This is a genomic window from Streptomyces sp. SP17BM10 (assembly GCF_036322405.1).
Taxonomy (GTDB): domain Bacteria; phylum Actinomycetota; class Actinomycetes; order Streptomycetales; family Streptomycetaceae; genus Kitasatospora.
Genome location: NZ_JAQYXB010000642.1, coordinates 49,949 through 62,120, shown reverse-complemented (window position 1 = coordinate 62,120; position 12,172 = coordinate 49,949). Strand labels below are relative to the sequence as shown.

The window sequence follows — 12,172 nt, the reverse complement described above, 5'->3', positions numbered from 1 at the left end:
TGCGTACCCCCTGACGACGGGGGGACCAGAGAGAAAGGTGGCAGCGATGAGCATGCTTGCCAACCTGGTCCCGGCGATGCGGCACGGCGGCAAGCACGACCGCAAGACCGGCAAGGAAACCAGGGAGACCAAGACGGGCCGCCGTCGTCGTCGCCGCGGATCGAAGTCGCGGCACTGACGGCCCCGCCGTCCTGTCAGGGCCGGGCCCCCGGCGGCCCGGCCACGTCTCACGGACTGGACTCGTACCGTGTGGTCACCGCTGCGGCCGACGGCCGCCGACGCGGGTGACGGCGACGACGTCCGGGTGGATCCGGTCGTCGAGCCGGCCCCGGCCCTGCCGCTGCGGCGGACCTTCGGGCGGCTGTGGCCCTACACCAGGGGCGGGCGGCGCTGGCTGGCCCTGCTGCTGGTCCTCGTCCTGGCCGGGCCGGTGGTGGACGCGGCCGCGATCTGGCTGTTCAAGGTCGTCGTCGATGACGTCCTCGTCCCGCACCGGCTAGACCTCTTCCTGCCGGTCGCGCTGGCCTACGCGGGGCTGACGGTCGTGGCGGGGGCGCTGGGCTTCGCCGACGAGATGACCTCGACGTGGGTCGGCGAGCGCTTCCTGCTGGGTCTGCGGGCGGACGTGTTCCGCCACCTTCAGGGCCTGTCGCTCGGCTTCTTCGAGCGGCGGCGGCTGGGCGACGTGCTGGCGCGGCTGACCGGCGACGTCGAGGCGGTCGAGACGTTCCTGCTCTCGGGTGTCGTCGACGCGGTCGCGTACGTCGCCGAACTCGCGGTCTTCCTGGGGGTGTTGTTCTACCTGCGGTGGGACCTCGCGCTGGTCTCGCTCGTCGTGGTGCCGCTGTTCTGGTACACCGCGCGGCACTTCTCCGTCCGGGTGAAGGCCGCCTCGCGCGAGCGGCGGCGGCGCAGCGGCTCGGTGAGCGCGCTCAGCGAGGAGTCGCTCGGCAACATCGCGCTCGTCCAGGCCTGCAACCGCCAGGGCTGGGAGCAGGAGCGGTTCCGGCGGGAGAACCTGGCGCGGCTGCGGGCGACGATGGAGGCCACCCGTCTGCGGGCGCTGTTCGCGCCGATCGTGGACGTCCTGGAGCTGGCGGGCGCGCTGATCGTCCTCGGGCTGGGGGCCTGGGAGCTTGCGCGCGGACGCCTGACTCTGGGCGAACTCCTTGTTTTCGTAGCCCTGTTGAGCCGTCTCTACGGTCCTGTCCGGGGGATCTCCCGGCTCAGTAACGGCTTCTACTCGGCCTCCGCCGCCGCCGAGCGGATCCTCGAACTCCTCGACGAACGACCGCAGGTGAGCGATCCGCCGGTGCCGCTGCGCCCCGCCCGGGTGCGCGGGGCGGTGGCTTTCGACAGGGTGTGGTTCCGCTACCCGGGCTCGACGCGGGTGGCGCTGTTCGACGTGTCGTTCCGGGCCGAGCCGGGGGAGACGGTCGCGCTGGTCGGCCCGAGCGGCGCGGGCAAGTCGACCGCCGCCAAGCTGCTGCTGCGCTTCTACGACCCCGAGCGCGGAGCCGTCCGCCTGGACGGGATCGACCTGCGCGAACTGGCGGTCGCCGACCTGCGCGAGCACATCGCCGTCCTGCTGCAGGAGACCCTGGTCGTCCACGGCACCGTGCGCGAGAACATCGCGTACGGGCGGCCGGGCGCCACGGACGCCGAGATCGTGGCCGCCGCGCGGGCCGCCGACGCCCACGAGTTCGTCAGCCGGCTCCCGGACGGCTACGACACGGTGGTCGGCCGCAACGGGCGGCTGCTGTCCGGCGGGCAGTGCCGGCGGCTGGCGATCGCCCGCGCGATGGTCCGCGACGCGCCCGTGCTGATCCTCGACGAGCCGACGACGGGGCTGGACGCGGAGTCCGCGCGGCGGATCCTGGCCCCGCTCGGGCGGCTCATGCGGGGCCGGACGACGATCGTCGTCTCGCACGACCTGCCCGCCGTCCGGCACGCCGACCGGATCGTGCTGCTCCGCGAGGGCTGCGTCGCGGACACCGGCACGCACCGGGAACTGCTGGCCCGCGACGACGGGTACGCCCGCCTCGACGGGCTGCACCGCTCCGACCTGGCCGAGGAGGTGCCGCGTTGAGCCGGTACGCCGTCCAACCGCCGCTCCCCGCGGGCACCTTCATCGCCTCCGGGTACCAGGCCCTGGCCCACCTCTGCCGCACCGGCTGGCTCGACCTCTACGACGCCTGGAGCGAGGAGCGCGACTGCCGCTGTGTCGTGAAGGTGGTCCGCCCGGACCGCCGCCACGAGCGCCGGCTGCGCGCCCGCCTGCTCCAAGAGGGCCGTTGGCTGGCCGAGTTCACGCACCCGCACCTCGTCCGCGGCTACGGCACGGGCGAGCGCCCGCAGCCGTACGCCGTCCTGGAGACGCTCACCGGGGAGACGCTCGCCCACGTCCTGGACGCCCGCCCCCGCCGCCCGGCCGCCACCGACGTGGCGCTGCTCGGGCTCCACCTGTGCTCGGCCGTCCACTACCTGCACGGCCGCGGCCTGCTGCACCTCGACCTCAAGCCCTCCAACATCGTGATCGACTGCCGCCGCGCCAAGGTGCTCGACCTCAGCGTCGCCCGCCCGCCCGGGCCGGCCGCACCCGGCCTCGGCACCGACGGCTACCTCGCCCCCGAACAGGCCCGCGGCGGCCGGCTCACCGCGGCCGCCGACGTCTGGGGCATCGGCATCACCCTCTACGAGGCCGCCACCGGCGACGTCCCCTACGACGGCCCGGACCCGGACGGTCCGGCACCGCCGGTCTCCCGCCACCGCCGACTCCCGCGTCCCCTGGCCGCCGCCATCGACGCCTGCCTCCGCACCGTCCCGGAATCCCGCCCGAGCGTGCTCGAACTGGCCGCCCGTCTGGATGAGTTGCTCCCCCAGGGCCGCCGCGCGGTGCTGCCGGACGAGGGTGACGTCAGCGCGCCGAACGCAGGCGACGCAGTGTCCAGTCCGTGCCCAGCCGCTGCGCGTGCGCCGTGAACAGCTCCGCGGCCCGCCGGTACGACAGCCGTCCCCGGCCCGTGTGGGGGCAGCGGTCCGTGGGGGCGGTGCCGGCGGGGGCCCGGCGGTCGGTGAGGAAGAGCGGTCCGGCGGCGCGGCCGGCGACGAGGAGGGGGAGCAGGCGGGCGGTGCCGGCCTGCCACCGCACCGCCGGGTGTCCCGGGCGGGTGCGGCGGGCGGGGAGGTCGAGGTCGTCGGTGTTCAGGGCGAGGACGGTTTCGATCGCGGCGCCGGACTCGTGCAGCAGGTGCCACAGCGTCTGTTCGCGCAGCGGTGCCCGGAGCGCGAACAGAGTGCGCAGCTCGTCCGGGGTCAGCGGGCCGGCGGCGGGTGCGGGGGCCGGGTGGGCGCACAGGTCGGCGGTCGGGTCCTGGGCGATCCAGCCCCGGGCGCGCCACCAGGCCACGGCCGCGCGCAGGGTGGACAGCTCGCGGTTGAGCGTGCGCGCGTCGGTGGCCGCGGCTCGGCGGGTGACGGCGGCGCCGAGGCGGGCGGCGGCGTCCGGGTGGTCGAGAAGCGCGAGCGGGAGGACGGGCGGCCGGGCGCGGCGCCGCCCCGGGCCGGTGGGGGCGGGGCGGCCGGCCAGGGCCCAGGCCCAGGTGTCGAGCCCGATCCGGTACACCCGCCGGGATCCCTCGGTGAGCCCGGAGGCGGCGAGGTAGCGCTCGACGGCGACGGCGTACTCGACCGGGGGGAGCTCTGCCATCAGTGGTCCTTTATCGCAGTAAATGAGTGACGTCAGGATGCTTCGATCGTATCCATGAATCGCAGTAAACAGCAGGTGGATCGACATGTTCGGGGCCATTTACTGCGGTACTTGGCCGTCTCGCGGAAATTGATGCGAAAAGACTCAACTTTTCCCGCCGGAACCCTTGAACGGCTGCTCGGCGCGGGGGCAGACTTGCCGCCCATGGCAGTGGAAACAGAACGGATCCCGGCCCGTCGACGGCGCCCGGGAGACCGTCTCGCCGTGCTGGGCGAGCACGACTTCCGGTGGTTCTTCACGGGCTACGCGACGTCCCTCCTCGGCTCCGCGATGGCACCGGTGGCGGTGGCCTTCGCGGTGCTCGACGGCGGCGGCAGGAGCACGGGTGGCGCCGACCTGGGCTGGGTGATGGCCGCCCGGATCCTGCCGGTGGTGCTGGTCCTGCTCGCCGGCGGGGTGGTCGCGGACCGGCTCGGCAGCCGCCGCGTCATGCTCGCCTCGGACGGGCTCCGCGGGGTCGTCCAGGCGCTGTTCGCCGTGCTGCTGGCGACGGGACGGGCGCCACTTTGGGTGATGGTGGCCCTCGTCGCCGTGTGGGGGATCGGCGAGGGCCTGTTCATGCCGGCGCTGGGCGCGCTGGTGCCCGGCCTGGTGCGCCGCGAGGAACTCATCGGCGACGCCAACACGCTGCTGGGGATGGCCCGTTCGGTCGCGACGGTGTTGGGCCCCGCACTGGCCGGCGTGATCACCGCGGCGTGGGGGCCGGCCGTGGTGCTGGCGGCCGACGCCGCGACGTACGGGATCGGCGCGCTCGCGCTGTACCGGCTGCGCCTGCCGGGTGCGGTGTCGGACGGCGGCCGCGAGTCGCTCCTCGCGGACCTCCGTGCGGGCTGGGCGGAGTTCGCCTCCCGCCCGTGGCTGTGGATCACCACCGCGCACATGGGGCTGTTCAACCTGCTGGCGTGGGCGCCGTTCCTGGTGCTCGGGCCGCTCACGGCGCAGCGGGAGCTCGGCGGTGCGCGTGCCTGGGGCACGGTGATGGCCGTGTACGGCGCCGGGGCGGTGCTGGGCGGCCTGCTGGTGCTGGGCCGCCGCCCGGCCCGGCCGCTGGCGGTGGCCACCGTGGCGACGCTGGGCTGGGCGCTGCCCCCGGCGGCGCTGGCGGCCGGCGCGGCGCTGGCGTGGGTGGTGGCCGGGGCGCTGGCCGCGGGCGTCGGCTCGGCGGTCTGCGGCACGCTGTACGGCACGACGGTGCAGCGCTGGGTGCCGCCGGAGGCGCTGGGCCGGGTGACGTCCTTCGGTGCGCTGGGCGCCTTCGTCCTGGGCCCGGTGGGCCTGGCGGCGGCGGGACCGCTGGCGGAGCGGCTCGGGACCGGGACCGTCCTGGCGGTCGGTGCCTTCTGGCAACTCGGCGCCGCAGCAGCGGTGCTGGCCGTACCCGCCGTGCGCCGCCGCCCCTGGGAGGGCGACGAGGAGCCCACCTGAACCCGCCCCGGGGCGCACCCCCGGGCGGACGCCCGGCCCCGGAGCGCCACCGCCCCGCCCGCCCGTCCGACCCAGCGGCGGGCGGGGCCGCCTCCCCGTCCCGGTCGGAGCCGCCCGGCTGCCCCCGCCCCCCGGGCGGGCCCGCCGGGCCGGTCGTACGGTGGAGGGTGCGGGGGGGACGACGGAGGAGGCTGGACATGCCCGGTTCGCTCACCATCAGCCACCACGAGGCCGCGGTGGCCCTCGACCACTCGGACGCCGCACGGCTCGCCACCGTGCTGGAGGAACTGGCCTACCTGCTGGAGATCCCGGGCCCGAACCGGATCAACGACGCGCAGCTGACCGTCCTGTGCGAGGGCCGCGCGGCGGACCGCGCCGAGCTGTCGCACTGGTCCCGCGCGCTCGCGGCGCAGCTGAAGGGCCGGCTCTAGCCCGACGCACCGGCGCCGACACCTACCCCGCCGTACGATGGCGCGCGGGGCGGGCGGGTGCCGCGCGCCTCCCGGGTGCCGGGGTGGCCGGCGGCCGGTCCGCCGGAGGGTGAGGGTGGGGGCCCGAGCGTGCCGCAGATGTCCTGGTTGACCGTGCCGACGCCGCTGCCGAGCGGCCCGATGCACGTCGCGGTGACGCCGCTGGGCGTGGCGGCGGCCGGTTACGGCGGTCGCGACGGCGAGGTGCCGGCCTGCACCGACGACGCGAAGATCGCCGCCGTCACCGACCGGATCGGCGCCTACCTGGCGGGCCGCAGCCGGGAGTTGGGCCTGCCGATCGACTGGAGCCTGAGCAGCGGCCCGCACCGGGAGGTGCTGCGGACGCTGTGGCGCGAGGTGCCCTACGGGCGGACCATCACCTACGGCGAACTGGCCGCGCTCAGCGGGGTGTTCGAGGACGTGACCGAGCCGGGCCTGGCGGCCCGGACGGTGGGGCAGATGATGGCCGCCAACCCCGTCGCGCTGCTCGTGCCGTGCCACCGGGTGGTGGCGGCGGACGGCATCGGGGGCTTCGGCGGCGGCCGGGTGGGAATCGACGTGAAGCGCTGGCTGCTGACCCTGGAGGGCGTGCTGGAACCGACCCTCGACTGGAACGGCCCGCTGTAGTGCCGGAACCTCCCGAGTGCTGGATCCGCCCGCGCCGGATGCGGGAGGATGGCATCCGGCATTCCGACGAGTTCGATTAGCCAATCGAACATATATCGATCAAGTGATCTAGTCGTACTATTTGTTCGGTTATTCCGAACCACTCGAATGAGTGATTGCGGCGTGCCTCCGTTCGGGCCCACCATGAAGTTGCACCATGAATATGCAAGGCGACACTTCATCGGTTTTGCGAAGGGCTCCCCTATGTCGACCGAAACGAATGCCGGTATTCCTGCGCCGGGCGCGCAGCCGGAGATCCGGCAGCAGCAGAGTCTGAGCACGGCGGGTGCGCGGAACCTCGCCACGACCACCAAGTCCGCGCCGCAGATGCAGGGCATCAGCCCGCGCTGGCTGCTCAGGATGCTGCCGTGGGTGCAGGTCTCCGGTGGCACCTACCGGGTGAACCGTCGCCTGCGCTACTCGGTCGGCCGCGGCCGGGTGAGCTTCGTCAAGACGGGCGCCGAGGTGCGCATCGTCCCGCCGAGCCTCACCGAGGTGCCGGTGCTGCGCGGCTTCCAGGACGAGGCCGTCCTGGAGGAGTTGGCGGGGCGCTTCGTGCAGCGCGACTTCGCCGCCGGTGACGTCCTGGTCTCCGCCGGCGCGGAGATCAGCGAGGTCTTCGTCATCGCGCACGGCAAGCTGGAGCGGATCGGCACCGGCAAGTACGGCGAGGACACGGTCATCGGCACCCTCGCCGACGGCGACCACCTCGGCGACGAGGCCCTGCAGGAGGACGGCAACGCCTGGCCGTACACGGTGAAGGCGGCGACCGCCGGCACCGTGATGGTGCTGCCGTGGCCCGCCTTCCAGGAGCTCCACGACCGCTCCGAGTCGCTGCAGTTGCAGATCATGGAGTACCTGAACGGCTTCCAGCAGGCGCAGAACAAGCACGGCGAGGCCGCGATCGACCTCTCCGCGGGCCACGAGGGCGAGTTCGAGCTGCCCGGCGCCTTCGTCGACTACGAGCTGAAGCCGCGCGAGTACGAGCTGAGCGTCGCCCAGACGATCCTCAAGGTGCACAGCCGGGTCGCCGACCTCTACAACCAGCCGATGAACCAGACCGAGCACCAGTTGCGGCTGACGATCGAGGCCCTGCGCGAGCGCCAGGAGCACGAGCTCATCAACAACCCGGAGTTCGGTCTCCTGCAGAACGCCGAGTACGACCAGCGGATCCAGACGCACTCCGGCCCGCCCACGCCGGACGACATGGACGACCTGCTCAGCCGTCGCCGCAGCACCAAGATGTTCCTCGCGCACCCGAAGGCGATCGCCGCCTTCGGCCGCGAGTGCAACAAGCGCGGCCTCTACCCGGGCACGGTGGAGGTCGAGGGCACGCACGTCACCTCGTGGCGCGGCGTGCCGGTCTTCCCGTGCAACAAGATCCCGATCATCGGCGGCCACACCAGCTCGATCATCGCGATGCGGGTCGGCGAGGACAATCAGGGCGTCATCGGCCTGAACCAGACCGGAATTCCGGACGAATACCAGCCGGGCCTTTCGGTGCGGTTCATGGGGATCGACGAGAAGGCCATCATCTCCTACCTGGTCACCGCCTACTATTCGGCCGCCGTCCTGGTGCCGGACGCGATCGGCGTCCTGGAGAACGTGGACATCGCCCAGCGCTGAGGCGGCCGCTGCGGCGGAGCGGGCCGGCGCCGAGGCCGCCCCACGACCGGCACGGCACGCCGGCCGCACGTCGACCGCACCGAGCGCTGTCCGGCCCCGGGCCCAGCTCCCGGCGCCGGACGGCGCCCCGCGCGTCCCACCGCGCACCGGCCGGCCGCGTCGCCCCAGGGCGGCGGCCGGCCTTCTCACGACAGGTCATCAGGGGGAGGAACCCATGACGAGCCCCACGCTGGAGCGGGACCACCGGGAGGGCCACGAGGCCGAGGACGTGCTCCTCCGGGCCCGCGCTCTGGTCGACCCGGTCCTGCGGGCCGCCGTCGACTCGCTGCCGGGCGCGATGCGCAAGGTCGCCGGCTACCACTTCGGCTGGTGGGAGGCGGACGGCTCGCCCTCCGCGGCGCCCTCCGGCAAGGCGATCCGTCCGGCCATGGTCCTCGCCGCCACCCAGGCCCTCGGCGGCGACCCGGCCACGGCCACCTCCGCCGCGGCGGCCGTCGAGCTCGTGCACAACTTCACGCTGCTCCACGACGACGTCATCGACCGCGACGAGACCCGCCGCCACCGCCCCACCGCCTGGCGGGTGTTCGGCACCACCGAGGCGATCCTGGCCGGCGACGCGATGCATTCGCTGGCGCTGCGGCTGCTGGCCGAGGACACCCACCCGGCCGCCCGCTCCGCCGTCCGCCGCCTCACCGACTGCGTGGTGGAGCTGTGCGAGGGCCAGCAGATCGACTGCGCCTTCGAGCAGCGGGACGACGTCTCGCTCGCCGAGTGCCTCGCGATGGCCGAGGCGAAGACGGGAGCCCTGCTGGGCGCGTCCTGTGCGATGGGCGCGGAGTACGGCGGCGCGTCCGAGCGGGCGGCGAAGGCGATGGACGGCTTCGGGCGGGAGATCGGCCTGGCGTTCCAGCTGATCGACGACCTGATCGGCATCTGGGGCGACCCGGCCGTCACCGGCAAGCCGGTCGGTGCGGACCTGGTGGCGCGGAAGAAGTCGCTGCCGGTGGTCGCGGCGCTCGGCTCGGGCACGCCCGACGGCGCCCGGCTGGCCGAGCTGTACGCGCTGGACCGGCAGCTCGGCGCCGAGGAGTTGGCGCTCTGCGCGGCGGCCGTCGAGGGCGCGGGCGGTCGCGGCTGGGCGCAGGGCGCGTCCTGCGAGCGGATGGCCGCCGCGATGGACCTGCTCGCCGTGGCCGTGCCCGAGCCGGCCCGGACGGACGAACTGCTCGCGCTGGCCGAGCTGGTGACGCGCCGCACCCACTGACCTCGCGGGGGAGTGGGAAGTCGGCCGGGCCGACTTCCCACTCCTGCCGTGTCCCCTTCTCGCCGTCCGCCCTCCAGGTGCTGACCGACGCCTCCCCGCCTAGCATCCCCTATGTAGTGATATGTCCGAATCCTGCTGGGGAGAGCGACAGCATGGTCAGCCCGGCCCTCGTCGACCCGACCACCGTCCGTGCGACGGCTGCCGAGGCGTGGCTGCGCGGGTACCCGATCCTGCGGAACTACCGCACCCTGTACGCGCAGGCGCTGGACGACGCCGACCCGGCGTACGTCGGCGGCTTCGGCGTCTTCCGCCACCACCCGCCGCCGTCCGCCCCCGACGCGGCGACCCCGCGTACCGCGACGCTCCGCCCCCCGCCGCCCGGTGCCGGATTCGTCGACCACGAGCTCGCGACCTCCTCCGCCTGGCTCGACCTGCGCGCCGAGCCCTGGGTCCTCTCCGTCCCCGCCGACGACCGCTACCACGTCCTGCCGGTCCACGAACTCGACGCCGTGTACGCCGGGTTCGTCGGCGCCCGCGTCACCGGCCCGGAGGCCGGCGACCACCTGGTGGCCGGCCCCGACTGGCGGGGCGAGCCGCCGCCGGGCGTCCGGAGCGTGATCCGCACCGCCACCCGGTTGGTCGGCATCGTCGCCCGCACGCACCTCACCGGACCGGAGCCGGCCGAGGTCGCCGCGATGGAGGCGGTCCGACAGCAGTACCGGCTGCGCCCCCTGCACGAGTACGCGGGCACCCCGGCGCCGCACCCCGCCCCGGACCCGGTCTGGCCGGTCTGGCGGGACGAGGTGACGGACACCGTCGAGTTCTTCGCCTTCCTCGACTTCCTGCTCGGCTTCTTCCCGCTCCCCTCCCCCCGCCACCCGGCCGCCGTCCCGCTCCCGCCCGCCGAGGCGGACCTGCGCGGCCGCCTCACCGACCTCGGGATCGACGGCCGCGGCGAGTTCGAGCCCGCCGCCCTCCCGCTGGACGTGCGGGGCGAGCTGGAGCGCGGCATCGCCGACGCCCGGGCCCGGCTGGAGCGCGAGGCCGCCGCCCGCCCCGACGCGCGCGGCCTCGCCGGCACCCGTGAGCAGACCGGCGCCGACCACCTCCGCCAGGCCCTCGGCGCCCGCCTCGGCCCGTACGACCTGCCCGCCGAGGAGGTCTGGTGCGGCGCCTGGACGGCCGACAGCGAGGGCCACCGGCCGCCCAGCGCGAGCGAGCGCGACTACACGATCCGGTTCGCCCCCGGCGCGCTCCCCCCGGCCCGCTTCTCCTGGTCCGCCGCCCTGTACGAGCTCCCGGACCGCCGGCCGGTCGACAACACCCTCGACCGCTACGCGATCGGCGACCGGACCCCGGGCCTGGTCCACGACCGGGACGGCGGTCTGACGATCCACGTCCGCCACAAGCGCCCCGCCGACTCCGAGCACTCCGCCAACTGGCTCCCGGCGCCGGACGGCCCGTTCACCGTCGTCCTGCGGCTCCGCGGCCCCGAGGCGGCGGCACTCGACGGCCGCTGGCGACTCCCGCCGCTCACCCCGCGCTGACGTCCACCCCCACCCCCAGGCCGCGACCGACCGTGACCCGACCCCGACAGGACACCCGATGACCCAGCCCGAGCTGGAGGCCCTGGCCGCCGACGCGTACGTCTACGGCTACCCGCTCGTCGCCGGCCTCACGATGGTCGAGCGCTTCACCAAAGGCGGGATGGGCACCCTCCCGGCGGCGACGTTCAACCGCTTCAGCCACGCCACCCGGCTGGCCGCGCCGGGGGACGACTTCGTCTCGGTCAACAACGACACCGTCTACTCGATCGCCCAGCTCGACCTCTCCGAGGGCCCCCAGGTGCTGCACGTCCCGGACACCGCCGGGGCCTACTACGTGCTGCAGTTCGTCGGCGCCTGGACGGACAACTTCGCCTACGTCGGCAGCCGCGCCACCGGCACCGGCGCGCAGACCTGGCTGGTCGTCCCGCCCGGCTGGCACGGCACCCGGCCCGACCCGGAGCGGGTGATCGAGGCGCCGACCACCGTCGCGACCGTCGTCGGCCGCTTCGCCTGCGCCGGCCCGGACGACCTGCCCCGGGTCAAGGCCCTCCAGCACGCGCTCACCCTCAGCCCGCTGGAGCCGGGAGGGCGGGCCACCGGCCTGCCCGAGCCCGACCAGGACGTGCCCGAGCGGCTCGCGTTCTTCGAGCGGATGCGGATCTGGATGCGGGCCTTCCCGCCCGCCGGCCCCGACGTCGAGTACGAGCGGCGCCTGGCCCCGCTGGGCCTCCTGGACGAGGGTGCCTCCCCGTACCGGGCGGCGGCCTCGGACTGGACCCACACCCTGCTCAAGGGGCTGGCCGCCGGGCGCGAACGGGTCGAGGCGGCCACCCGCCCGCCCGAGGACCACCCGCTGGGGGAGTGGCGTTCGGCGCTGCACCTGTTCGACTACAACATCGACCACCTGGGCCCCGGCACCATCGACGACCCCGAGTGGCGCATCCCCGACCGCCGCGCCGGCTACCTCAGCCGCGCCGCCGCCGCCCGCGCCGGCCTGTGGGGCGGCCACGCCTACGAGGCCTCGTACGCCATGACCTACGACGACTCCGACGGCCGCCCGCTCAGCGGCGCGAACCGCTACACGCTGCGCTTCGACGTACCGCCGCCGGCCGAGGCGTTCTGGTCCGTCACGATGTACTCGCTGCCGGACTACTACCTCGTGGCCAACCCGATCGAGCGCTACTCGATCGGCGACCGCACCCCCGGCCTGGTGCACGGCGCGGACGGTTCGCTCACGCTGACCCTCCAGCACGAGGAGCCGGAGGACCCGACGGAACTCGCGAACTGGCTGCCCACCCCGGCGGGCGAGTTCCGCCCGATCATCCGCTTCTACCAGCCGAAGCAGTCCGTCCTGGACGGCACGTACCGGGTGCCGCCGATCCACCGGCTCTGAACCGCTCCGGCC

At 74.5% G+C, this 12,172-nt stretch carries 11 protein-coding genes; 10 read left to right on the top strand and 1 reads right to left on the bottom strand.

The features are described from left to right. Positions 1 to 46: 46 nt before the first annotated feature. The 3 genes from PUR71_RS28305 (at position 47) to PUR71_RS28295 (ending at position 2,982) form a co-directional block, all read left to right on the top strand. Positions 47 to 178: a hypothetical protein gene (locus tag PUR71_RS28305; protein WP_329929979.1), complete on the top strand. Its 132-nt coding sequence runs from the start codon at positions 47 to 49 to the stop codon at positions 176 to 178. Positions 179 to 247: 69 nt separating this feature from the next. Beyond that, on the top strand, positions 248 to 2,089 hold the full coding sequence (locus PUR71_RS28300; protein ID WP_329929978.1) for an ABC transporter ATP-binding protein: 1,842 nt from the start codon (positions 248 to 250) through the stop codon (positions 2,087 to 2,089). After that, positions 2,086 to 2,982, top strand: a complete 897-nt coding sequence (locus tag PUR71_RS28295) for a serine/threonine-protein kinase (protein WP_329929977.1) — start codon at positions 2,086 to 2,088, stop codon at positions 2,980 to 2,982. The genes PUR71_RS28300 and PUR71_RS28295 overlap by 4 nt, the downstream gene beginning before the upstream one ends. Here the strand turns inward: PUR71_RS28295 and PUR71_RS28290 are convergent. Next, the gene (locus PUR71_RS28290; RefSeq protein WP_329929976.1) at positions 2,918 to 3,709 is read right to left on the bottom strand and encodes a hypothetical protein; all 792 of its coding nucleotides are present in this window, start codon (positions 3,707 to 3,709) and stop codon (positions 2,918 to 2,920) included. The two genes, PUR71_RS28295 and PUR71_RS28290, sit on opposite strands and share 65 nt — an antisense overlap. Before the next feature lie 264 nt (positions 3,710 to 3,973). On the opposite strand from PUR71_RS28290, the gene PUR71_RS28285 reads away from it, so the two are divergent. From PUR71_RS28285 to PUR71_RS28255, 7 genes are all read left to right on the top strand, one after another. Further along, positions 3,974 to 5,194 (top strand): MFS transporter, encoded by a 1,221-nt coding sequence (locus tag PUR71_RS28285; RefSeq protein WP_329929975.1) that lies wholly within the window; start codon positions 3,974 to 3,976, stop codon positions 5,192 to 5,194. A 197-nt stretch (positions 5,195 to 5,391) separates the two neighbouring features. Continuing rightward, a complete protein-coding gene (locus tag PUR71_RS28280; RefSeq protein WP_329929974.1) occupies positions 5,392 to 5,625 on the top strand; it encodes a hypothetical protein in 234 nt (77 codons plus the stop codon). 138 nt (positions 5,626 to 5,763) lie between these two features. Then, entirely contained in the window at positions 5,764 to 6,291 is a 528-nt protein-coding gene (locus tag PUR71_RS28275; protein ID WP_329929973.1) for a methylated-DNA--[protein]-cysteine S-methyltransferase, read from the top strand. 243 nt (positions 6,292 to 6,534) lie between these two features. Further along, positions 6,535 to 7,956: a family 2B encapsulin nanocompartment shell protein gene (locus PUR71_RS28270; RefSeq protein ID WP_329929972.1), complete on the top strand. Its 1,422-nt coding sequence runs from the start codon at positions 6,535 to 6,537 to the stop codon at positions 7,954 to 7,956. Between the two features lie 214 nt (positions 7,957 to 8,170). Further along, positions 8,171 to 9,220 (top strand): family 2 encapsulin nanocompartment cargo protein polyprenyl transferase, encoded by a 1,050-nt coding sequence (locus PUR71_RS28265; protein WP_329929971.1) that lies wholly within the window; start codon positions 8,171 to 8,173, stop codon positions 9,218 to 9,220. Between the two features lie 152 nt (positions 9,221 to 9,372). Further along, positions 9,373 to 10,767, top strand: coding sequence for a DUF1254 domain-containing protein (locus PUR71_RS28260; protein WP_329929970.1), 1,395 nt, complete (start codon positions 9,373 to 9,375; stop codon positions 10,765 to 10,767). A gap of 58 nt (positions 10,768 to 10,825) precedes the next feature. Next, positions 10,826 to 12,160 carry a DUF1254 domain-containing protein gene (locus PUR71_RS28255; RefSeq protein WP_329929969.1) on the top strand — a complete coding sequence of 445 codons (1,335 nt, stop codon included), beginning with the start codon at positions 10,826 to 10,828 and terminating at the stop codon, positions 12,158 to 12,160. The last annotated feature ends 12 nt before the right edge of the window (positions 12,161 to 12,172 follow it).